Annotated in this window: 24 protein-coding genes and 2 pseudogenes; 10 read left to right on the top strand and 16 right to left on the bottom strand. The window is 35.2% G+C overall.

The annotated features are described in order from the left end of the window. Positions 1 to 512: 512 nt before the first annotated feature. The 3 genes and pseudogenes from ABES52_RS02710 to ABES52_RS02700 all read right to left on the bottom strand — a co-directional run. Positions 513 to 794 (bottom strand): iron-sulfur cluster biosynthesis family protein, encoded by a 282-nt coding sequence (locus ABES52_RS02710; RefSeq protein ID WP_429648687.1) that lies wholly within the window; start codon positions 792 to 794, stop codon positions 513 to 515. 162 nt (positions 795 to 956) lie between these two features. Further along, positions 957 to 1,724: pseudogene (locus ABES52_RS02705) on the bottom strand (ArsA-related P-loop ATPase); the annotation flags it as partial. Between the two features lie 44 nt (positions 1,725 to 1,768). Then, positions 1,769 to 2,254, bottom strand: a pseudogene (locus ABES52_RS02700) (DJ-1/PfpI family protein); the annotation flags it as partial. A gap of 89 nt (positions 2,255 to 2,343) precedes the next feature. Between ABES52_RS02700 and ABES52_RS02695 the strand changes: the two are divergent. Next, complete coding sequence (locus ABES52_RS02695) at positions 2,344 to 2,853, top strand: YhcN/YlaJ family sporulation lipoprotein (RefSeq protein WP_429648685.1); 510 nt, start codon at positions 2,344 to 2,346, stop codon at positions 2,851 to 2,853. Positions 2,854 to 3,011: 158 nt separating this feature from the next. On the opposite strand, the gene ABES52_RS02690 is transcribed toward ABES52_RS02695, so the two are convergent. The 3 genes from ABES52_RS02690 to ABES52_RS02680 all read right to left on the bottom strand — a co-directional run bounded on the left by ABES52_RS02690 (position 3,012) and on the right by ABES52_RS02680 (position 4,060). Beyond that, the gene (locus tag ABES52_RS02690) at positions 3,012 to 3,275 is read right to left on the bottom strand and encodes a hypothetical protein (protein ID WP_429648683.1); all 264 of its coding nucleotides are present in this window, start codon (positions 3,273 to 3,275) and stop codon (positions 3,012 to 3,014) included. An 87-nt stretch (positions 3,276 to 3,362) separates the two neighbouring features. After that, the gene (locus ABES52_RS02685; RefSeq protein WP_429648681.1) at positions 3,363 to 3,503 is read right to left on the bottom strand and encodes a hypothetical protein; all 141 of its coding nucleotides are present in this window, start codon (positions 3,501 to 3,503) and stop codon (positions 3,363 to 3,365) included. After that, positions 3,500 to 4,060, bottom strand: a complete 561-nt coding sequence (locus ABES52_RS02680; RefSeq protein WP_429648679.1) for a hypothetical protein — start codon at positions 4,058 to 4,060, stop codon at positions 3,500 to 3,502. The genes ABES52_RS02685 and ABES52_RS02680 overlap by 4 nt, the downstream gene beginning before the upstream one ends. 133 nt (positions 4,061 to 4,193) lie before the next feature. On the opposite strand from ABES52_RS02680, the gene ABES52_RS02675 reads away from it, so the two are divergent. Continuing rightward, positions 4,194 to 5,072, top strand: a complete 879-nt coding sequence (locus ABES52_RS02675) for a hypothetical protein (protein WP_429648677.1) — start codon at positions 4,194 to 4,196, stop codon at positions 5,070 to 5,072. After that, on the top strand, positions 5,047 to 5,721 hold the full coding sequence (locus ABES52_RS02670; protein WP_429648675.1) for a L,D-transpeptidase family protein: 675 nt from the start codon (positions 5,047 to 5,049) through the stop codon (positions 5,719 to 5,721). The genes ABES52_RS02675 and ABES52_RS02670 overlap by 26 nt, the downstream gene beginning before the upstream one ends. 234 nt (positions 5,722 to 5,955) lie before the next feature. On the opposite strand, the gene ABES52_RS02665 is transcribed toward ABES52_RS02670, so the two are convergent. Next, the gene (locus ABES52_RS02665; protein WP_429648673.1) at positions 5,956 to 6,462 is read right to left on the bottom strand and encodes a ferritin; all 507 of its coding nucleotides are present in this window, start codon (positions 6,460 to 6,462) and stop codon (positions 5,956 to 5,958) included. Between the two features lie 184 nt (positions 6,463 to 6,646). Beyond that, a complete protein-coding gene (locus tag ABES52_RS02660; protein WP_429648671.1) occupies positions 6,647 to 7,255 on the bottom strand; it encodes a class I SAM-dependent methyltransferase in 609 nt (202 codons plus the stop codon). A 281-nt stretch (positions 7,256 to 7,536) separates the two neighbouring features. Here ABES52_RS02660 and hxlR point away from each other — a divergent pair, with 281 nt between their 5' ends. Next, on the top strand, positions 7,537 to 7,902 hold the full coding sequence (hxlR, locus tag ABES52_RS02655) for a transcriptional activator HxlR (protein ID WP_429648669.1): 366 nt from the start codon (positions 7,537 to 7,539) through the stop codon (positions 7,900 to 7,902). Between the two features lie 91 nt (positions 7,903 to 7,993). Here the strand turns inward: hxlR and ABES52_RS02650 are convergent, their stop codons facing one another. Beyond that, positions 7,994 to 8,122 carry a hypothetical protein gene (locus ABES52_RS02650; RefSeq protein WP_429648667.1) on the bottom strand — a complete coding sequence of 43 codons (129 nt, stop codon included), beginning with the start codon at positions 8,120 to 8,122 and terminating at the stop codon, positions 7,994 to 7,996. A 144-nt stretch (positions 8,123 to 8,266) separates the two neighbouring features. On the opposite strand from ABES52_RS02650, the gene ABES52_RS02645 reads away from it, so the two are divergent. The 3 genes from ABES52_RS02645 to ABES52_RS02635 are packed head-to-tail and all read left to right on the top strand — an operon-like array spanning position 8,267 to position 10,520. Beyond that, entirely contained in the window at positions 8,267 to 9,124 is an 858-nt protein-coding gene (locus ABES52_RS02645) for a carbon-nitrogen hydrolase family protein (RefSeq protein ID WP_429648665.1), read from the top strand. Between the two features lie 32 nt (positions 9,125 to 9,156). Further along, complete coding sequence (locus tag ABES52_RS02640; protein ID WP_429648663.1) at positions 9,157 to 9,843, top strand: GNAT family N-acetyltransferase; 687 nt, start codon at positions 9,157 to 9,159, stop codon at positions 9,841 to 9,843. 5 nt (positions 9,844 to 9,848) lie between these two features. Further along, positions 9,849 to 10,520 (top strand): GNAT family N-acetyltransferase, encoded by a 672-nt coding sequence (locus tag ABES52_RS02635; protein WP_429648661.1) that lies wholly within the window; start codon positions 9,849 to 9,851, stop codon positions 10,518 to 10,520. A gap of 439 nt (positions 10,521 to 10,959) precedes the next feature. On the opposite strand, the gene ABES52_RS02630 is transcribed toward ABES52_RS02635, so the two are convergent. Both ABES52_RS02630 and uvsE read right to left on the bottom strand, forming a co-directional pair. Beyond that, on the bottom strand, positions 10,960 to 11,298 hold the full coding sequence (locus tag ABES52_RS02630) for a hypothetical protein (protein WP_429648659.1): 339 nt from the start codon (positions 11,296 to 11,298) through the stop codon (positions 10,960 to 10,962). Between the two features lie 328 nt (positions 11,299 to 11,626). Next, the gene (uvsE, locus tag ABES52_RS02625) at positions 11,627 to 12,592 is read right to left on the bottom strand and encodes a UV DNA damage repair endonuclease UvsE (RefSeq protein WP_429648657.1); all 966 of its coding nucleotides are present in this window, start codon (positions 12,590 to 12,592) and stop codon (positions 11,627 to 11,629) included. Between the two features lie 144 nt (positions 12,593 to 12,736). Between uvsE and speD the strand changes: the two genes are divergently transcribed. Continuing rightward, complete coding sequence (speD, locus tag ABES52_RS02620) at positions 12,737 to 13,549, top strand: adenosylmethionine decarboxylase (RefSeq protein WP_429648655.1); 813 nt, start codon at positions 12,737 to 12,739, stop codon at positions 13,547 to 13,549. A 31-nt stretch (positions 13,550 to 13,580) separates the two neighbouring features. On the opposite strand, the gene asnB is transcribed toward speD, so the two are convergent. Further along, entirely contained in the window at positions 13,581 to 15,479 is a 1,899-nt protein-coding gene (gene asnB, locus ABES52_RS02615; RefSeq protein ID WP_429648653.1) for an asparagine synthase (glutamine-hydrolyzing), read from the bottom strand. A 132-nt stretch (positions 15,480 to 15,611) separates the two neighbouring features. Here asnB and ABES52_RS02610 point away from each other — a divergent pair, with 132 nt between their 5' ends. Continuing rightward, on the top strand, positions 15,612 to 16,478 hold the full coding sequence (locus ABES52_RS02610) for a C39 family peptidase (protein ID WP_429648651.1): 867 nt from the start codon (positions 15,612 to 15,614) through the stop codon (positions 16,476 to 16,478). A 535-nt stretch (positions 16,479 to 17,013) separates the two neighbouring features. Here ABES52_RS02610 and ABES52_RS02605 read toward each other — a convergent pair. The 3 genes from ABES52_RS02605 to corA all read right to left on the bottom strand — a co-directional run bounded on the left by ABES52_RS02605 (position 17,014) and on the right by corA (position 18,987). Next, the gene (locus ABES52_RS02605) at positions 17,014 to 17,214 is read right to left on the bottom strand and encodes a hypothetical protein (RefSeq protein WP_429648649.1); all 201 of its coding nucleotides are present in this window, start codon (positions 17,212 to 17,214) and stop codon (positions 17,014 to 17,016) included. 139 nt (positions 17,215 to 17,353) lie between these two features. Beyond that, positions 17,354 to 17,737 carry a YmaF family protein gene (locus ABES52_RS02600; protein WP_429648647.1) on the bottom strand — a complete coding sequence of 128 codons (384 nt, stop codon included), beginning with the start codon at positions 17,735 to 17,737 and terminating at the stop codon, positions 17,354 to 17,356. Between the two features lie 284 nt (positions 17,738 to 18,021). After that, on the bottom strand, positions 18,022 to 18,987 hold the full coding sequence (gene corA / locus ABES52_RS02595) for a magnesium/cobalt transporter CorA (RefSeq protein ID WP_429648645.1): 966 nt from the start codon (positions 18,985 to 18,987) through the stop codon (positions 18,022 to 18,024). A gap of 222 nt (positions 18,988 to 19,209) precedes the next feature. On the opposite strand from corA, the gene ABES52_RS02590 reads away from it, so the two are divergent. After that, a complete protein-coding gene (locus tag ABES52_RS02590) occupies positions 19,210 to 19,827 on the top strand; it encodes a YczE/YyaS/YitT family protein (protein WP_429648643.1) in 618 nt (205 codons plus the stop codon). 102 nt (positions 19,828 to 19,929) lie between these two features. On the opposite strand, the gene ABES52_RS02585 is transcribed toward ABES52_RS02590, so the two are convergent. Then, entirely contained in the window at positions 19,930 to 20,907 is a 978-nt protein-coding gene (locus ABES52_RS02585; protein ID WP_429648641.1) for an HD domain-containing protein, read from the bottom strand. Positions 20,908 to 21,127 lie beyond the last annotated feature (220 nt).

The raw sequence follows: 21,127 nt of genomic DNA, 5'->3' as shown, positions 1-21,127 counted from the left end.
TTAATCAACTCCTTCAAAATTCTATACAGTAAAGGAACTAGCTATGGGCCATAACGCTTTTCAAAATACAATTAACAACAATCACAAATAGATGAAAATGGGCAGCATTCACTATTAATAACATCTTTTTTTTGCATCATCTTGGCTTTCTTTCACTTCAATGATTTGAATAGTACCACCCTTTCTCTCTTATTAATTGACAAATATAATTTTCAACATGTTCAAATGAAGTTCCTCCTTCAATGGAATATAATAAAGATTCTGATCACGTCGGCATCGTCATGACAAACCTACAAACGATAAGACTAGATTCTTTCTAAAGATAGTGTGTAATATGTTCATTCCGGTAAGCCTGCCAGTTCTGAGCTAATAAGGAGCACCATGACTGGTCTCAATGCTTTGCCTTTTAATGCAAACTTTTATTTTAATATTTGAAGTATATTTATTAGCTTAAATTAAAAGCTGACAACTTTTTTTACGTCGTCAGCTTTTTTAGCCTATTTAATTTGATTTCAACAACTTTGATTTAACCCTAATAAGACAAAATGGATACCTTCTCCTGTTTCCTCTGCATCTAGTGTAATTCCTTCGATGATAGAAGACACTTGCTCATCAATCGCTACCTGAATACCATTAATTTTCTCCACCCGATCTGTAGTTTGAGGATCTTCTAATGATAAACCAAGTTGTGGACCGCAACATCCTTCACCTGCAGAGTAAAGACGAATCCCTTCTTTACCGTTTTCCTTTAAAATATCTTGTAATGCTAGTTTTGCTTGATCAGTAATCACCATATTTCCCTTATCCTTTCTTAATAAGTAGTTTTTCGTTAACCTTCAGGTGAAACAAACGTTTCAATATTTCTTTCATTTCATGCTGCTCCACCGATAAAAATTTGATTTTTGTGATGTACGGTATTTTTATCATACGATTCTCTCCGGGTAGGATCAGCTTTGTTAATCTTGAGTATATTCTTTTACCTTGTCGTATCCAATTTTCTCTTCTGGCTGCCAAGGGATAACAGCGCAATGAGAAGCTAATTCTTGTTGGACTTTCTGAATCCATGTTTTTTCAGCATGTGCTCTTCCTCTTAATACGGGATCAATCGTTTCGGTTGCATATAGGCTTTGGTTGATAACCCACCATTTCGGCTCAATGTTTGCTCTTTTTAAATCCTCCTGTAAGCGTTGTGCCTCTAGAACAGGTGTTGCTTCTGCCAAAGTCACAATAACAACACTCGTTTCTTTTGGATTTCGTAAACGGGGCAGTAACTTCGCGACACTCTCAGGTACTTCTCCAGTCGAACGGACTAGTTCTTTATGATAGGATTGAGCCGCATCTAATAAGAGTAAGGTATGTCCCGTTGGAGCTGTATCAATAATCACGATTTCTCCTTCGGATTTGGCGACTACTTCAGCAAACGCTCTAAATACAGCGATTTCTTCCGTACAAGGTGACTTTAAATCCTCTTCTAAATAAGCGAGTTCTTCCTCCTCTAACTCTTCCAGCGCCTTTGACAATACCTCTTGTGAATAGGCTTTTACTTCTGCTTTTGGATCTATTTTACTGATGGTAAGAAGTTCCTTTACATCATGATTTTGATTTGGAAACATAAAATCCAAATGGGCTGCAGGGTCCGTGGTTGTTAAGTGAACCCGATGTCCTTTTTCGACTAACCCCACCGCGATGGCCGAAGCAATGGTTGTTTTGCCTACGCCACCTCTCGGAGTAGAAATGCTTCACTAAACATTCGCTACCTGCTAATAAGTTAATCATTCAAAGATAACCCCTGTCCAACAGGATGAATTAAATTTATTACTGCATCTCTTACTTTCTTACTCAAAAGCCTTTCAATAAACCATCCAACTAAATTTTGTGCTGCTAAACAACCAGCTGCAGTTGCAATATTACCTTCAACAACAAATGATTCTTCAACTACATAAACATTAAACTTCTCTAACTCCCTTTTTGCTGTTAGATATGTAGTTGCTTTCTTGCCGTTTAACAAACCAAGAGCTCCTAAAATAAGAGAGCCTGAACACATAGAACCTACCAACTGTTTAGATGGGTCTATCTTTAATCTTTTTAGATAATTTTCATCATTACAAAGCTTCCTTATTCCTGGACCACTCGCAAATAAAACTGCATCCGCATGACTTATCTCATCAATGTACGAATGAACTCGATCTGTCAAACCTGATTTATTAATATTTGCATCGAGTTTCTTTATGATTAACTCAACTTTTTCGTTTTTTTCTCTAAATACTTTCTATTCAGTACATAAAAAAGAAAAATAGAAGCAAATTAACAATAAATATCATTTTGAAAGGGGATTGAATATTGATGAAACATGTAAAGTTAGTGATAACATTTACTTTAACCATTCCACTTGTATTTGGTTGTGCAACAAATTTTAACGATGAAGCAAGGAATATGGACAACAATGTACAAAATGTCCGCTATGACCAAAGGGACAACAATCGAGCTCAGGATATAACCCCCCGTACGAACCAACAAACTAGAATGGAAATAGCAGAAGAAGCCGCTAATCGTGTAGAAAACTTAGAAGGAGTACGCCAAGCAAATGTCATTGTCACAAATCGCAATGCCTATGTTGCAGTAATGCTTGATGATCAACCAAAAGGGGAAATGACAAGAGCTGTTGAAAATAAAATTTCAAACGCAGTAAAACAAGCAGACAGAAATATTCAAAATGTTTTTGTTTCAACGAACCCTGATTTTGTTGATCGTATGACCGATTATACAAATAAACTTCAACGTGGAGAACCAATCGAAGGACTTTTTGAAGAATTTAATGAAATGGTTCTGCGTGTATTTCCAAACGCACGATAAATATTAATGGAGGAAATAATCATTATTTCCTCCATTTTTAATTTACAAACAGATAAAAGAATATCGTTTACGTTCTGAATATTATCATGTGATTTATCATCTCATTTTAAATAATAACAAATTTTAATACTCAATTCCCCCGCTTTGATTAATTATCATTAATGAAACCAATTCTTTATTTTATCCAGCTCATTCATCAATTGGTTGATTTCTTCTTGACTCAAACGGACAGGCATTTGATCATACAAAGTAAGGATTTGTCCATCACCTTCATTTTTATGTTTATTTAAATAATCATAAAGTGTTTTTAACTGATTTTCATTAAGTGTTGAATTTGTCGTAAAATGTTTCACTCTTTGTAAATAAAATTCATTCTTCAGCTGATTAAACTCACCAGAAATAATGTCTCCCTGTAATTTCATGCTCCCACTCCTGTATTTAATAAGTTTCTAATAGTTTGCTCTAAATAGGTAATAATATAAAAGGTTCTCATCATCTTTTATCATGATTCAACCAATCATTCGTTGAAATCTCTTCAACAGTAAATCAATAACCAAAATATGAATACATAAACCAATAACAAACTGCACCCAAAACCATTCATTGGTGTTATTTACAAACAATTTCACGGCCTCATTCACTTCAATCATTGCTCTTTATCCTTTATTAGTTTTTCAGCGATCGCTTCTGCTAGAAATTGCGCTGTTTGCAAAATATGTTCAGAGCCTATTTGCTGCTCATGAACGAAGGCAAAATAATAAGCACGAATGACACTCATTATGACATCACGATTCGTTTCCTTTAACATCCCTTTTTTCTCCCACTCTTCCAATAGCGGAAAAAGTACATGGGCATCTTTCTCCATGTGGTTTTCAATTCGTTCCTTCGGCAGCTTTCGTATCAGCATGTCAAGTTCTCCTTCAAAATAAACGCGGCGAATGATCGGATTGTTTCGCACGAACTCGAGCCCTCTTAACAAAAAATGAGCAAAATCTCCGCGGCCGATCTTCTCTTTCCCTTTTATTTCCTGTAAGAGTAGTTCTTTGATCGTTTCCTCCTCGCGCACAATAATTTCAAATAAACAGTCCACAGTAGATATATGACTGTCTATCTTCTGTTTATAATAGCTAAGTCTTCTTACAAAAACCTCTAAAAGAAAAGCCATCTTATCTTCGTCATTCGCCATTTTGGTCGAACCTATTTTCACTCAGTTTATTATCTTCTCCCTGTTCTCCGAGTCCAATTTTTAAACAAACATCAATTTCTAATAATTACCGTCAATTTCGTTTTTCTTGTAGCTAAAAATAAAAAAGAAATTTATGTAATGTGAGGTATATGTAATGATGAAGTTAAGATATCATATGATGATCCTTTCTATTATTTTTTTGATCCTTCCAATGAAAGCATTAGCTAATGAAGATTATTATGAAGACAACGATACCCCTATTAGTTATATGATTGAAGTTTTGCATTGGGATATCGCCAATCAAATTCTGCCTAAAGGAACAACTTTTACAGTTGTTGATGTGGAAACAGGTTTACAATTTAGAGTTCAAAGAAGAGCGGGAAATAAGCATGCTGATGTCCAACCACTAAGTAGAAAAGACACAAAAATAATGAAAGAAATATACAATGGAAAATGGAGTTGGAATAGGAGAGCCATCATCGTTCTTATTGATGACCAGATGATTGCTGCATCCATGCATGGAATGCCTCATGGTGCAGGTGCTATTAAAAATGGTTTTCCGGGACATTTTTGTATTCATTTTTGGGGAAGTACAACCCATCGATCAGATCATATGGATTTATCTCATAAAATAATGATATTAAAAGCTGGTGGAAAGATTCATGATTACATGAATCGCATCGACCCATATGAACTAATTCAAATATTTGCAATAGCTATTAACACTCACGATCACCAACTATTAGAACTAACGGTTGCGAAAGAGACCCTATCTCCGTTGACCAAAATAATAAACGATTTTACTTATTTTAAGATCACAAATAGGTCATTATCACCTGTGAACGACATGAATGAACAAATCTTAATGAAAATCCCAGTTGAAGTTGAATTCTATAAGAGAAATAAAGGTAGAGAAAAAATGGATATCCATTTCATTATTAGAAGAGATAGTATCATTGATCGCTGGTATATAGACGGACAATACTTTTTGAAGGAGTTATATCGAGATGAAAAACAAAATAAGAAGAACTAATTTTTTTGTTCTTATTTCTATGGTCATCTTTTTAACTATATCTCCATTTAGTGAAGTCCACAGTGAAAAAATTCAAAAAATTTTCATTAAGGTTGATTTATGGACGAAAGAGCTTTACGTAATTGAAGGTGAAAAAGTCATCAAGAGATATAAAATATCACCTGGAACTGAGGATTCGCCTACGCCTATTGGAACATTTATGATTACCAAAAAATCTAGATCGTGGGGAGGTGGTTTTGGCACTCGCTGGTTAGGATTAAACGTACCTTGGGGAGAGTATGGAATTCACGGAACAAATAAACCTTGGTTGATCGGTAATAATGTAAGCAGTGGTTGTATCAGAATGCGAAACGAGGATGTGGAAGAGTTATTTGAAATCGTATCTAAAGGTACGGTTGTACATATAGTAGGACCTATCACAGGTATTGGAAATGGAGATTTAAAAAATTTATCTCTCGGTTCAAAAGGGAATATGGTTCAAATCGTCCAAGAAAGACTAAAACTAATGGGCTTTTATCATGGGAAGGTAAATGGAATTTTTGATAAGACAACTGAGAGAGCTGTTCATTTATTTCAAAGAGTTCATCATTTACCAGAAACGGGTGTAGTAACTAAAAGAGAGTATATATTATTAGGTATTTTAGAATAATTGGTCCCTCCCTTTTTTCACAATTACCATTAACATTTTAATGCACATGAATGTCATTCTTGCTTTTTTACACATTTACCCTTTTCTTAAATAGAAAAACGCTTGGATTTTCGTTCCAAGCTTTACTAATCCCCATCTCCATTTAAAAGAAACTAAAAACAACGATTAGTTTCTTGGGACAATCCTATTTGAAAGAAAAGGTCGAATTGAACATTTCCCCATTTTTTCCAAATTTTATTCTTGTGGAGGAGTAAATGTTCTTGCAGCAAACTCACGATCAAGTAAAAACATACCATTGGTATCGTTATTAAGCCGTTTTAATTGAACAATAATGTGATCAAACATCGCTTCTTCTTCGATTTGTTCATTAATATACCATTTAAGGAAATGAATCGTACCGTGATCTCGTTCATCTAGGGCTAAGTCAGAAAGAGCATAAATGCGCTTAGTTACTTCTTTTTCGTGTTCATAAGCAGACTCAAAACAGTCTAAAATCGATTCAAAATCGTTTTTCGGAGTATCATAACCCGTAATCATCGCACGCTCCCCAATATCATTTAAGTAACGGAAAATTTTCATTCCGTGAAAGCGTTCTTCTTCTGTTTGAACTAAAAGGAAGTTCGCAAACCCATCCCAATTTTCCGCTTGACAGTATGCTGCCATCGCTAAATAAATATTGGCTGATTCGAATTCATAATTCATTTGTTCAACAAGTGCGTTAACAAGCTTTTGGCTCGGCATGTGGAGTTCTCCTTTCATAATGAATGATTGCTAAATCATGTGACTTATTCATTAGATTACCTTAAAGACAAAAATATTACTTACAAATTGACTTTTTTTGTATAAACTATATTGATTCGATCATAAATTCAATGATCATTTTGTTATTATTTACAAAGTAATGGAACTATTTGCAAACGGATTGCTAACTCGATGGATTAACACCTATAGCGCATACAGCTAAAACAGGCTTCATTTCTTTGACTTCCAGATGAATTTGTGAAAACCCTGCCTCTTTGAGATACTGTACTAATTTTTTACCTTCCTCGAGTGCGATTTCATTATTAGCCTCCTTAGAGCGTGGTTGGATTGTAATGGCAATCAATCCGTTTGGCTTCATCAATTTGCGTAAGTCTTTTAGTCTTTTTATAGGTTGATTCCAAAAAATAATTGAATTAATCGAAAAAATTTTATCAAATGTCTCGTCAAATACAGGCAGATTCTCAATTTCTGCAAGATGTAGCTTTACTTTTCCTTCGCTTATGGCCACCTCATTTCTCTTTTGCGCTTGAGAAAGCATTATCTCTGAAGGATCAATTCCTACGATTATTCCTTCTTTGATAATATTACTTATCTTCTCTACTGCGATTCCGGGACCAAATCCGATCTCTAATACCCTATCAGAACTTCGTATATTCAATAATGACAATGTCCATTCGTTAAGTTCCTTATTCGTAAATGCCATAATCCTTCCACCAATGCTTCCTAAAAAACCTTGTGGTCGGCCGAAAAAATTTTGCAAGATGTTTCTCATTTTCTCTCCTCCCTTAGTTATGTTCAGTTATTAATAAGAATGTTTGATGTATTCGAGTAAGAAAATAAACAAGTAGATTTATTTGTTGAAAAACTTTGTCTCTATAATTCCCCTTAAAAAATTTACACTTTATTATTATGTAGTTCTAAAACATACTATAATGTAAAAAAAGCATATTTATGGTAATTATGGGATCAAGATGCATAAATAGTATGTATTTTATGAGCATGTAGCGACATTAAGTATACGAATGGTTATAATAGTCAATGGAGGTGGAATAAATGGGACATGTTTGTGGCAAGACGTATAACTGTGAAAAAGAATTGACACTTGCTGTCATTGGTGGTAAATGGAAAATGCTTATATTATGGCATCTAGGTAAAGGCGGGACAAAGCGGTTTGGTGAGTTAAAGTCACTTTTGCCAGGGATTACCCAAAGAATGCTTGTTAACCAGTTGCGAGAGCTGGAAGCAGACCAAATTGTTCATCGCAAAGTTTATCCCGTTGTTCCACCAAAAGTGGAATATTCACTAACTGAACATGGAAAAAGTCTTATACCTATTCTCGATGCTATGTATGAATGGGGAAAAAACTATTTGGAGACGGTCGTGAAGGACCATGTAAAAATCAACGAGTCCGCCAAATAAATACGTTCTTCCTTAAAGTCTCGAAACTAACCTTCTCTTACCATTTATTCAGTTCTTTAATTGGCGTACAAATTTTTGTATAGATACAAGCCTATCCAAATAGCGATAAAGAAACAGCCAGCAACGAACGGGCAGCCATTTTTATAAAAAATCCGCTGCCCGTTTGATTGTATCCTACATCGATGACTGTCATCACTTCTACAGATTTCTTAGAGTCCACTATTTCTTTTATTCACTATAGTATACTTTTTTACACTATGTTACATGAAAGTGTGTACTTGTGAAAACAAATGATTTGCCTAATAATAACATTATCATAGCCATCTAAATTTTCATAGTTTGATGACAAGAAAGGAGGAGGCTGATGAAACTAAGAGTTTCAGCCGTTCAATATCATCTCCATACCATCCAATCTTTTGAAGAATTTGCTCAACAAGTGGAGCATTATATTAAAACAGCTCAAGAATTTGATGCTGATTTCGTTTTATTCCCAGAATTTTTTACCACTCAGCTGATGTCCATTGGTAATGATCAAGGACAACCTTTAACAATTCAAGATCTCCCTGATTTTACAGAACAGTATCGGACTTTATTTATCGATTTGGCTAAGAAAACAAAGATGCATATCATCGGAGGAACCCATGTCATCCGTAAAGGGGACCGATTATACAACGTGGCACATTTGTTCTATCCAGACGGAAGAGTCGCTGAACAGGCAAAACTCCATATTACGCCTACAGAAGTAAAAGAATGGAACATGTCACCTGGCGATGGGCTACAAGTATTCGAAACGGAAAAAGGAACCATTGCCATGTTGACTTGTTATGACATCGAATTCCCAGAAATCGTTCGCATGGCAAAAGCGAAAGGTGCCGATGTTATTTTCTGTCCTTCTTGCACCGATGATCGTCATGGCTTCCATCGTGTTCGATACACTAGCCATGCAAGAGCAGTCGAAAACCAAGTGTATGTCGTTACCACTGGTACAGTCGGCTCCCTTCCTACAGTTGACTTTATGCGCGCGAATTTCGGCCAAGCGGCAGTCATTACACCGAATGATATTCCGTTTCCTCCACGCGGCATCTTGGTCGAAGGGGAAATCAACCACGATATGATTGTGACCGCTGATCTTGATTTAGAACTGTTATATCAAGTTCGTGAAAGTGGTTCTGTTACTACATGGCGCGATCGCCGAACTGACCTTTATCCGGATTGGAAATAAAAAGACTTAGCTCTTTACAAGGAGGGTGAATCATGTATCGTAAGGAGTTTTACGTCTTTGACCAAGATCGGCCCGTCCCGGCGGTCATTCGAAATTATGATGAAAATGACTTTCCTGGCTTAATCCGTATTCAACAGGAAAGCTTTCCCCCTCCCTTCCCGTCTGAATTATGGTGGAACACAGAGCAGTTGAAAAACCATGTGACGCTCTTTCCAGAAGGAGCCTTATGTGTTGAGGTAGATGGGGAAATCGCTGGGTCGATGACTGGACTAATTGTAGACTTTGACCCAAATCATCCGGCTCATACATGGGAAGAAATCACCGATAATGGATATATTCGGAACCATAATCCGAATGGAAATACGCTTTATGTGGTTGATATTGGCGTACGCCCAGCCTACCGCAAATTAGGATTAGGAAAATGGCTAATGCAATCCATGTATGAAGTCGTTATTCAACTTGGATTAGAACGTCTGTTAGGCGGAGGGAGAATGCCTGGCTATCATAAAAAAGCTCATGAGATGACGGCCGAACAATACCTTGAAGCGGTCGTAAAAGGTGAATTAAAGGACCCTGTCATTACCTTCCTTCTTCGCTGCGGACGTACCCCTGTTCAAGTGGTGGCTAACTATTTAGAGGACGAAGAATCTTGTAACTATGCAGCACTAATGGAATGGAAAAATCCTTTTCATACCGCCAAACCTTCACAAGGAGAATGATGAAAATGGAATTTCGGAGAATGACAAGTATTGAGGACCCTTTATTTAAAAAAATGCACGAATTGATGCAAGAGGTATTTCCTCCTGAAGAAGTATTAGCATTCGATCAATGGAAAGAGCCTCTAGAGGATCCGGGAATTCGTGTGTGTGTGGCTGTCCACGAAGGAAAAGTCGTAGGTGCGACTGAGTACCGCTATTATGAAGATTTAAATGTCGCCATGACAGATTTTACGATCATTGGCCAAGCAGGACTTGGTATCGGTCGATTTTTAGCACAAAAGCGATTAGAGGATTTGAACGCTTGGGCCTGTGCCAACGGAAAACAGTTATTTGGAATGTTTGCTGAAATTTATGATCCTTACCGAGTCGAGCATTATGAATTTGGCGGAATTAAGCCAATGGATCCATACGTACGTCGTGAAGTATTGTCTCATCTTGGATATAAGCGTCTTGACTTCCCTTATGTTCACCCATCTTGGAACAATGATGGAGAGGCTGTTACAGGGCTCGACCTTTGTTTTCTTCCAATGGACGATAACGTAAATAAACTTCCAGCTGAGCTAGTTGTGAAATTTTTAAAACGTTATTATTCTGTCTTATCGAACAAACCGAAGTCTTGGTATGAAATGGTAGAAAATTTAGAAGAGAACGATACTGTATCACTATTAAATATTTAATCTCTCAAGCACACACACGATAAACGGAGTTAAGATTTAAAAGTCGATTCTTCCTCTTTGTAGGAAAAATCGACTTTTATTTCTAATATGACCTTTCTCTATCATTGAGGTCAAGATCTAAAGAATTATCATGGTTTACATAATGATATTATTGTAGATTAGAAAGGTTCTACTCTTTCTTTTCAATAGTTGAAATGAATTCTCGTAATCTCTGCGAGGTATAATGTAAACGTTGCTTTTCCTGTTCGTTCTCAAGTGGTTCTTCCGAATATAAAACGAAAGCCACCCTTCAAAAAAGTTAGAGAGGAAAGTTTGTTGTACACCCATGATAAATAATGAAGGAATAAACTTCTGGGCAATGGCCAATACGATCGAAACTACAATAAAAAAACGTAAGAGCAGCTAAAGTGAAGGCTGCTCTTTTTGAATGATGTTCCAATTAAGAAGCTGCATGTTCTTCATTCATTTGTTTCGTACGAATCTCAAGCCATCTCGATACCCCGCCAAAGGTACGTTGCTCTTTATAAACCGGTACAATTTCTTCTAACAAAGTTAACCGTAAAATCTCGAAACCTTCCAGTTTTTGAATCGATTCTTCAATCTCTTTCTTTTGTTCATTATCAATAAGAAATTCCGAATGTCTTGATTCAAAGTGAATTGTTATCATCCCGTTGTTCATTTGTTCTTCTAACGATATTTTAGATTTTGACATTTTAAGTAACGTTCTGTTTAATTTCCATAAGTTAATCCCATGGATCCTTTTCCAAAATGCTAACATCATGTTACCCCCTTTAGTTTCCACAATATATAGTTTTCGGAAGTATGCAGTCATATATTAGGGTGGATTTATATTTTTGAGATTTCTGACGAGTGATATTGTCCAATCTATTTGATTTATAAATTTTCTTTATATAGTTCCATGGATAAACCAACCCACGATTAATCCCCTAGCATCCAGTCGCTACGGCATACCTTTCAAATAGGACCACTCTTTTTTACAAGTAAAAAACTGTTCCACCAATAATTCATCCTATTTATAAAAGCCTTTCACGAAAAAAAGACCTTTCCAATAAGGTCCCTTAACTGTATGCTAAATATTTTCTCAGTTATTGAATAGAAAAAGTTGCTTGATCGATCCACTCAATTTCTGGATATCCTTTTAAATTGTTTACTAATTGGAATAACGCTCCATCTTTTCGTTTTGCTTCAATCATGCAGTCGATTTGTGGAACTGTACCTTTAATGTCATGTAAAAATCGCATGAACATGTCCGGATCAACAAAATCGTTGTGGGCACGAAAATCTTGATCGCTTCGGGGACTTGAGATGTGCATTTTAAGCGGTAATGGTGAATGTTTCCATATTTCAACAATTCTTTCCCATTGAGGTTTCCAATCACTATTATCGTGATTGGCTAAATGATGGTGTAAATCGAAAACAAGGGGAATTTCTAGTTTTTCACATAAATATAACGTATTTTCTAACGTGAATGTGGTATCGTCATTTTCTAACATGATCATTTCTTGTAAATCATTTGGTACAAATGCCCAATTATGAATAAATTGTTCTAACGCTTTTTCTTTATCGTTATACCCTCCTCCTATATGGAGCACACATCGATGTTTTGATGGAATGTTCATTCCGTTTAACAACAATTGATGGATGCGTAATGTTTTCATAGACATTTTTAATATCTCTGAATCGGGAGAATTTAATAAGACAAAATGATCGGGATGAAAATCCACTCTCATAGGATGTTTATGTAAAAATTCGGCAATTTCTTTTAATATGGCACGAAGAGGCTGGATATAATTCCACCCCTCTAATTCTTGATGATTGGCAAGAGGAATAAGTTTTGAGCTTAATCGAAAAAAACGAATATCATGAGCAAGATTATGCTTTAATAACCGTAAACAATTTTCTAAATTTGAAACCGCAATCCGTTCTAACTTCCGAATAGCAGCATCACAATCAGGTATTCTTTGAAATTGGGCAAATGTCATTGTTTGTGACGGGGAACAATTTTGTAAATGAACACTCATTGCGACATAACCAAGTCTAACAATTGTCATCATTCGCCACCTCATTCTTGGTTAACCATAGTATGTCTTGTTCAAAAACAATTAATCGACTTAGTGAACAATTGTTTTTATTAGTTGCATGATTCTTTTCGATTATTGGGATTCTAAGAAAAAAGGAAAAGGGAGACCATGTCAATGAGTACTACAAGGAATCCTCACGTCACCTTACATGGATTCAACAATCTAACAAAAACGCTCAGCTTTAATATGTATGATATTTGTTACACCAAAACGAAAAATGAACGAGAAGCTTATATTAATTACATTGACGATGTATATAACGCAGAACGGTTAACGTCCATTTTAAAAAAGGTATCTGATTTGATCGGTGCACACATATTAAATATTGCTAATCAGGATTATGTTCCACAAGGGGCAAGTGTTACAATGCTTGTTTCAGAAGGTCCTGTTGTTGAAGTGCCCGAAGACACCTATAAAGAATCACCAGGTCCTTTACCTAATTCTGTCGTATGTTCACTTGATAAAAGCCATATCACTGTGCATACGTATCCAGAATATCATCCTCATGAAGGAATAAGTACATTTCGTGCAGATATAGATGTTTCAACATGTGGAGAAATTTCTCCGCTGAAAGCATTGAATTACCTTATTCATTCTTTTGATGCCGACATCATGATTATTGATTACCGTGTAAGAGGATTTACACGTGATATCAATGGGCATAAATTATTTATCGATCATGATATTACGTCGATTCAAAATTTTATTCCAAAAGATATTCAATCCAAATACGATATGATTGATGTTAATGTTTATCAGGAACATACCTTTCATACGAAATGTAAGCTTAGAGAATTTAATATCGATCATTATCTTTTTGGCTATTCAAAAGAAGAACTAACTAAAAAAGAAATCGATGAAATAACAGCAAAAATAAATCATGAAATGGATGAAATTTTTTATGGTAAAAATATGCCAAGAAAATAAAAAGCACCCAATCGTTGGGTGCCAATACTCATTAGATTGAAAGTAATTCCTTTTCTTTATTGTAAATATTTGAGAAATTATATTTCTTTTCTACAAACACTTGGTACCAAATCATAAATACGAGCACCGTCCAAATTTTACGGCTATAATCTCCTTTATTACTGCAATGGTCATCCAATAAACGATAAAGTACATTTTTATTTAGTAAATAATCGGTATCACTTTCTTTTATTAAGTTTTTCGCCCAATCATACATTTCGTTTTTTAACCAATGACGGATAGGAACTGGGAAACCAAGTTTTTTCCGGTTTAACACATGATCAGGAACGATTCCTTCTGCCGCTTTCCGTAAAATATATTTGGTTGTGTTGTGAGCCGTTTTCATGTCAGGACCAATTTTAGCTGCCACATCAAAAACAACTTTATCTAAAAACGGAACACGTAATTCTAATGAGTGCGCCATCGTCATTTTGTCTGCCTTTAATAAAATATCTCCGCGTAGCCATGTATGTATATCAATGTATTGCATGCGATTGACGGGCGGATATTGTGTTGTTTCTTGATAGTAAGGAGCTGTTATTTCCTTAAAATCCAATCCTCGATGTGGCCCAACGAGCAGCTCTTGTTTTTCTTCTACTCCAAACATTTTTGCATTTCCAATATATCGTTCTTCGATTGGCGTTGTTCCTCGTTCCAGAAAGCTTTTCCCTTTTACTCCTTCTGGAAGAATGTTTGCAATTGTTTTTAAAGCCGCTTTTAACGTATTTGGCATTTCGTCAAACATCGCTAAAGATTGTGGTTCACGATAAATGTTATATCCGCCAAATAACTCGTCTGCACCTTCACCAGAAAGCACAACAGTTACATGTTTTCGTGCTTCACGTGCGACAAAGTAAAGGGGTACTGCAGCTGGGTCGGCTAAAGGATCATCCATATGCCACATAATTTTCGGTAATTCTTGCATATATTCGTCAGGTGTAATCACATAGCTAATATTTTCAACACCTAATTTGTCAGCGGTTTCTTTCGCTACATCAATTTCACTAAATCCTTCTCGTTCAAAGCCGACAGAAAACGTCTTAATCTGTGGGTTGTAGTGCTTCGCAATGGCCGCAATAAAGGAAGAATCAATTCCTCCGGATAAAAATGAACCTACCGGTACGTCACTTCGCATATGAACCTTAACGGAATCAAACAGGGCATTGCGTATTTCTTTTACCAGTTCGTCTTCTGATTGTTGGATTGGTTGAAATTGTGCTTTCCAATAACGATGAATGGTTAATTTTTCTCCGATTTTTTTCTTAATATAATGACCTGGTTCTAACTTTTTAATCCTTTCCGACATGGTCATTGGTTCCGGAACATATTGGAACGTCATATAATGATCCAGTGCAACGTAGTTCAGTACATCGTTTTCTAATGCGTGCAAAATGCTTTTCTTTTCCGATGCGAAAAACGTCCGTTCACCTTGCTCCATGTAGAAAAACGGTTTAATTCCAAATGGATCTCTTGCAGCAAAAATCGTTTTTTCTTGTTTGTCCCAAATAACAAACGCAAACATACCGCGTAGCTTTTCAACCGCTTTATCTTTTTCATCACTGTAAAGTGCAATGATTACCTCAGTATCTGAATGTGTCGTAAATTCATATCCTTTGGCGAGTAATTGTTCTCTTAGTTCTATATAGTTATAGATTTCCCCATTAAAGATAATCCAATAGCGTTCATTTTCGTAGGATAATGGTTGGTGTCCAGCCTCAAGATCGATAATACTTAAACGGCGAAAACCAAAATTCACATGTTCATCGAAATAGTAACCGCAATCATCGGGTCCTCGATGTGTAATCATATTATTCATTTGTTGAAACGTTTCTTTCCATGTCTCATCCACTGTTTTTGGAACATCATGGATGCAACCAATAAAGCCGCACATAATGTCGCCCTCCTAATTTATCAAAAAATTAAAATTATAACCTAGCATTTTGAGTAGTATATATTATATGATTAACTTGTTTACCTTAATCTACCTTATTTGTCTATTTTCACTAAAGGAGTTTCACTGAATATGTTTGAACCTATTTTTTTCTTTGCTTTTTTTGTTTGTTCAATGGCCATACTTCTTTATTATCGAAATAAAAAACCTAATCACGTTCCTCTTGTAGGTATTATAATGATTTTTATATTATTATTATCATTATTACAATATTATATCAATAATAACAAATCCATCCATACATTTAAAAAAATTACACAAGAGACATCTACTCAAAAGATAGTGTTTAATGAAAGTGCTGTTTTTTTGGAAGAACAAGATCCTCCCCAAATTAGTTCCGTGCTAATTGATGCACCGATTATGTCTCAACTTCCGGAACTTCCAAGAGGATGTGAGGTCACGAGTTTGGCGATGTTATTAAATGATGCGGGAGTGTCTGTCGATAAGATGACCTTGGCTAAAGAAGTAAAGAAAGATCCAACTCCCTATCAAAGACGTAATGGAAAAATATTTTTCGGGCATCCAAATGAAGGATTCGTTGGGGATATGTATACGAAAGAAAATCCGGGATTAGGCGTATATCATAAACCAATTAAAGAGTTAGCGGAAAAGTATTTACCGAATCAAATCGTGGATTTAACCGGACAGTCGTTTGAAGAAATCTATCCGTATTTATTAAACGGTTCACCAGTTTGGGTAATTACAAATACGACTTATCGTGAACTCCCACCTAATGAATTTGTAGAATGGCAAACACCAAAAGGTCCCATTAAAATCACTTATCGGGAGCATTCGGTATTAATTACTGGCTTTGATGAACAATTTATATATTTTAATGACCCATTAACCGGGACGAAAAATAAAAAAGCACCAAAACAGGAATTTATTGAAGCGTGGGAACAAATGGGAAGGCAAGCAATCACTATTAAAATGAAATAATATGTTCATTTTTTCTTCAAAAATTTAATTTTACAAAGTTTATTAACTCATTCAATAAACCATCCTCTTCAGATTTGTAGAGGGGATGGTTTATGTTTGTCTTCTGTTTATTTTTCTCCAAGTTAATAATAAAAAAAATGAAAAACAGGTTAGAATGACCTTTCCTTTCCATTTGTAAAATACAATTCTATTTTTTGTAAATAAAAAAAGCACAAAGATCCATAAGAAGATACTTGTGCTATAAAACAATTGTCCATAAGAAGAAAAAGGCTGATAAGAACAAGGAAACAATGTAAAAGAACGGGATAAAAAATCCTCTAGGGCCGTTAAGAGATTGGAGAAATAATAGTTTACCGGCATTTTTCCTCGTCGCTTTCACTATTTATTACCATTTAATATGAATGGTAAATGAATTGAAAAGGGCTAAAATCTTTGGAGTTATATTTTTGATAAATGCACAATAATGAATAAAGTTAAAAAAAAAACTTAAATTCGACGAATACATTATTTTTTTTCTTTATGCATGAAATTCATCTTAATTTTGTCCCTCGCGTGCTTCTTGAACATCTGTATCTGTACTATTTAGCTCATCCTTCCGTGGCCGCCTCCAAAAAAAATCCCATGGATCTCTCTTAGGGAAATCTTCTCTCATTCGATCATGAATGAACTCGACCTCTTTTGCATGAATAGTCAGTTTATCAACGTGAATCACTTTTTCTTTTTTATTTTGTGACATTAATTAAACCTCCTAAATTATTTTTAATCGTCAACATCATATTCATGAAAAGTTGGTTTTGTATAGGCATATACAATTAATTCGGTTAAATAAAAAAAACCGGATCATTAATGATGATCCAAGCTTCACCCATTCTTTTTTATGGACTTGTCTTTCCGAAATATTTATGAGTATGTGGAGGGTCTCCATCTCGAGATGTTACTCCACTAAATTTGTGATAATGTCCTCCCCCTGGTAACGGAATCGCTGGTCCAGTTACACCTTTAATTTTATGCCTATGCCCATTATCAAACGAGGTAATGGTTAAATACTTATGTTTATGAGGAACTCCACTAGGTGCAGGTTCAGTCATTCCAGCATATTTATGGTTATGACCTGCATCAAATGATGTGACACCTGAAATCTTGTGTGAATGTAACGGCTTTCCATCCCAAGAAGTAATATAAAGTTGATGGGAATGTAATTCGTGATTAGATGTATCATCGGTTGATTCATAAAGAAAACCTAAAACTCGAATTTCCATCTATCCCCCTCCCTTCCGTGAACATTCATTATAATTTATTCATCTACAATCCGTATAATGCTTGATTTAATTACACTTCCCGCCTGTTAAAAAATCAATAAACATATTAGTTCGTAGCAGGTTATTTAAATACAAAATAGAATAGACTGAAATAGTAACTAATGTTACCAACCATCTCTTACATGTTTTACTAAATCAAAGTGAATTTCTAATTTAATTGAGACTTAAAATCTTCATCATTAATTGAGACTTAAAATCTTCATCTTAAGTTACTTGATAACAAATTATTTTAACCACCCTTTTCGTTTAAAAAGTCGATACATGCCAATACCTAATGAAAACATGATGCTTAAGACAATGAAATATCCATATTTCCATTCTAATTCCGGCATGTAAGAAAAGTTCATCCCATAAATACCTGCAAGAAACGACAACGGCATAAAAATGGTCGTAATGACCGTTAACACTTGCATAATTCGATTCGTCCGATGAGTACTAACTGATAAGTAATTATCTCGAATATCTGAAGTTACTTCTCGATTAGATTCAATTTTATCCATTAGGCGAATTAAGTGATCGTATATATCCATAAAGTACGCTTCTTTTGCATGCATCCATTGCAGGTGCCTTGAATTAATCATCCGATAAATTAAGTCTCTCATTGGGTTGATTGTTTGCCTTAAAAATAACAGCTCGCTTCTTGCCCGAAAGAGTTGGTCCAAAAGTTGTTCAATACTTTTATTTTCATAGGTTTTATACGCACGCCGATCTTCTAGTCGATTAATTCGTTCTTCTAATTCATAAAGAATAGGAAAAAACTCGTCCACTGTTTTATCGATTAAACGATATAATACATAGTTTGGACTCCAACTCCCCGTTACCTTTTCATTCGTTATTTGGTACCAAACTTGATTTAATGCATTGGAATCTTCCATATGAAAAGTAACGATAAAATGTGTCCCTAAAAAAATGTCCATTTCGTATTTCTTTAATGGGTTAGATTGCAATGAATGAATAACAAAAAATACATAGTCATCATAATAATCTAATTTAGGGCGCTGAAGCTGATTAATACAATCTTCAATGGCTAGCGGATGAAATTGAAAAAACTCTTTTAACTGCATCATTTCCTCTTTTAAAGGTTTGTTAAAATCTGTCCAAAACCATTGGACGTTTTTTTCATGAAGTTGTTCCAATGAAATGTTTTTTACGACTGTATAGTCATCTAAGATTGCTACCGTTCGAATCATTTGAATCACCCTAATAAAAGCGCATTATTGTTAGTGTAACCAATTTCATCTATTCCAAAATTTAAAATCGGAATTATTAAAAGTATGTTCCCACACTCACTTCACTTTTTTTTCATATATTTCTACTTGCTTTTCATCACTCATTTAAGTATCATTCTCATATGTAACCGCTTAAGAGGTATGACGACTGACATCATAATATTTAAATAGGGAGAATGTTGAATGAAAGAACGTGCATTATTTTTTATAGTTGGTTTATTCATTTTAACGTTAGGCGTAGGTTTAATTATTAAATCAGGTCTTGGAGCAGCTGCGTGGGATGCTTTTGCGGTTGGTGAATCGAACGTCTTTGGTATCACCGTTGGTACATGTATCTTTATTAACGGAATTGTACTTATTTTTATCAATTCCTTTTTATTAAAGAAAAAACCAGAAATTCTTGCTGCGGCTACTATTTTTGTTATTGGTGCGCTTATTGACTTTTGGTTGCTAATTGTGTTAGAACCATTTACACCTCATAATCTTTTCTTGCAAGTTAGTTACTTAATTGCAGGTATTCTAACATTAGGAGTTGGTATCGCCATTTATTTACAAGCCAAATTCCCAGCAAGTCCGATGGATACGCTCATGGTCGCCATTCATCAACGCTTTGGGTTAAAATTGCGCACTGCCCGAATCATTAGTGAAGGATTTGCGTTAACCCTTGCCTTCATTTTTAAAGGTGCCATCGGAATAGGAACGATTATGGTTACTCTTACATTAGGATTCGTCGTTCAATACTTCTATCCAAAGTTTGAAAATTTATTACAAAAAATTACGCAGGAACCTATTGTGAAATAACCCTATAAGCTGTCTTTATGTTCACAGTAATTGTTGATATATATAAACAAAAAGGACTTCCAAACCATAAAAGTCCTTTTTGTTTTAGGGATAAATGGGTTATTAGTTAGAAATTACTTTTACGTACATTCCAGTAACAGCCTTTTGGTACGCTTGTTTCCCCATGCTTTTTACTTTTGTTGATAATGTTGAGGCTCTTACTAACTTATTTTCATAAGGTACGGAAGGGTCTATCAGACGCACTTTATTTTTACGATGGAAATCATAGTCGTTTTTATCTTCTTTTACATGTACATGACGATGAATTTTCTTTAACAGACTTCGGATCTCTCGGTCTTCAGACGAAAGTAAGGTGTTTAATACACTTTCGTCTGTACCAAGTAAATCATTAAGACGAATCACATTTTTATCTAATGCTAATTTTATCGTTTTCGCTAGCATATCATAACCATACACATTTAAAGGGTTCATAAAAAAATCAATCACTTCTTTGTAATAAGTTTCTACAAACCATTCAGCCGTTTTAATATCTTTCGGGTACATTCTACCATTAATAACTGTTAAATGGTCCAAAAAATGTTTTACCTCTTTCAATGAAATATGTCCGTATTGGTACATATCACGTAAAGTATAATCTACTCGATCCGCACATAATTCAGGTGCAGGTTGTTCTAATAAGGTCCACTTTGAATCGTCTAATAAGATGTCTTTATAATCGTATCCATGTTTTTCAAGAATAGAAGGAATCTCAGAATTCACAATGACACGCTCAAATATTTTTTCATGGTAATCTTCCTCTTTATTTTCCAGGACAAAATCAATCACATGTGAGAAGGCTGTGTGAGAAATGTCGTGAAGTAATCCTGCAATTTGTTCCTCTAATGAGCCGCCAAGTTTCCGAATTAAAAGCATAACACCAATTGAGTGTTCATAACGTGTCACATTCCAGTTCTCATTGACTAAATAACTGGCACCGCCTTGATAGATTCCTTTTAACCTTTGGACTGGTTTACTCATGATTAGTTCTTCAAGAACCCCTTCTATTATATAGTCCCCATAAATGATATCTGTTACTTTCAAACTGTCCACCTCTATCATATTTATTTTTTTGATAAATACTCATGGTCAAGTTAATCAAAATCATTGAGATGACAAGCATCTTTCAGACCATTGAACCCTTATTTATGTATTGGCTATGTTATATGTCATTGTTGATTTTTAGCAAGTTATTAACATGAAGCGAAAGGCGGCGACTTCAGCGGGAACAAGAAGCCAGGCAAGACCCATACTTGAGCGTAGC

Origin of the sequence: Aeribacillus pallidus (assembly GCF_050478865.1) — a bacterium.
Taxonomy (GTDB): domain Bacteria; phylum Bacillota; class Bacilli; order Bacillales; family JACDOC01; genus JACDOC01.
Note: the sequence above shows the minus strand (reverse complement) of the source record. Positions and strands in the feature narration are given on the sequence as shown.

Bases quoted from the DNA above. Each gene is read 5' to 3' on its own strand.
- ABES52_RS02690 (WP_429648683.1), bottom strand. From the start codon at position 3,275: ATGAAATTACAGGGAGACATTATTTCTGGTGAGTTTAATCAGCTGAAG.
- ABES52_RS02695 (WP_429648685.1), top strand. From the start codon at position 2,344: ATGAAACATGTAAAGTTAGTGATAACATTTACTTTAACCATTCCACTT.
- asnB (WP_429648653.1), bottom strand. From the start codon at position 15,479: ATGTGCGGCTTTATTGGTTGCATCCATGATGTTCCAAAAACAGTGGAT.
- hxlR (WP_429648669.1), top strand. From the start codon at position 7,537: ATGGGACATGTTTGTGGCAAGACGTATAACTGTGAAAAAGAATTGACA.
- ABES52_RS02635 (WP_429648661.1), top strand. From the start codon at position 9,849: ATGGAATTTCGGAGAATGACAAGTATTGAGGACCCTTTATTTAAAAAA.
- ABES52_RS02660 (WP_429648671.1), bottom strand. From the start codon at position 7,255: ATGAGAAACATCTTGCAAAATTTTTTCGGCCGACCACAAGGTTTTTTA.
- ABES52_RS02670 (WP_429648675.1), top strand. From the start codon at position 5,047: ATGAAAAACAAAATAAGAAGAACTAATTTTTTTGTTCTTATTTCTATG.
- uvsE (WP_429648657.1), bottom strand. From the start codon at position 12,592: ATGACAATTGTTAGACTTGGTTATGTCGCAATGAGTGTTCATTTACAA.
- ABES52_RS02640 (WP_429648663.1), top strand. From the start codon at position 9,157: ATGTATCGTAAGGAGTTTTACGTCTTTGACCAAGATCGGCCCGTCCCG.
- ABES52_RS02710 (WP_429648687.1), bottom strand. From the start codon at position 794: ATGGTGATTACTGATCAAGCAAAACTAGCATTACAAGATATTTTAAAG.
- ABES52_RS02590 (WP_429648643.1), top strand. From the start codon at position 19,210: ATGAAAGAACGTGCATTATTTTTTATAGTTGGTTTATTCATTTTAACG.
- speD (WP_429648655.1), top strand. From the start codon at position 12,737: ATGAGTACTACAAGGAATCCTCACGTCACCTTACATGGATTCAACAAT.
- ABES52_RS02665 (WP_429648673.1), bottom strand. From the start codon at position 6,462: ATGCCGAGCCAAAAGCTTGTTAACGCACTTGTTGAACAAATGAATTAT.
- ABES52_RS02675 (WP_429648677.1), top strand. From the start codon at position 4,194: ATGATGAAGTTAAGATATCATATGATGATCCTTTCTATTATTTTTTTG.
- ABES52_RS02605 (WP_429648649.1), bottom strand. From the start codon at position 17,214: ATGTCACAAAATAAAAAAGAAAAAGTGATTCACGTTGATAAACTGACT.
- ABES52_RS02610 (WP_429648651.1), top strand. From the start codon at position 15,612: ATGTTTGAACCTATTTTTTTCTTTGCTTTTTTTGTTTGTTCAATGGCC.
- ABES52_RS02685 (WP_429648681.1), bottom strand. From the start codon at position 3,503: ATGATTGAAGTGAATGAGGCCGTGAAATTGTTTGTAAATAACACCAAT.
- corA (WP_429648645.1), bottom strand. From the start codon at position 18,987: ATGATTCGAACGGTAGCAATCTTAGATGACTATACAGTCGTAAAAAAC.
- ABES52_RS02600 (WP_429648647.1), bottom strand. From the start codon at position 17,737: ATGGAAATTCGAGTTTTAGGTTTTCTTTATGAATCAACCGATGATACA.
- ABES52_RS02645 (WP_429648665.1), top strand. From the start codon at position 8,267: ATGAAACTAAGAGTTTCAGCCGTTCAATATCATCTCCATACCATCCAA.
- ABES52_RS02630 (WP_429648659.1), bottom strand. From the start codon at position 11,298: ATGTTAGCATTTTGGAAAAGGATCCATGGGATTAACTTATGGAAATTA.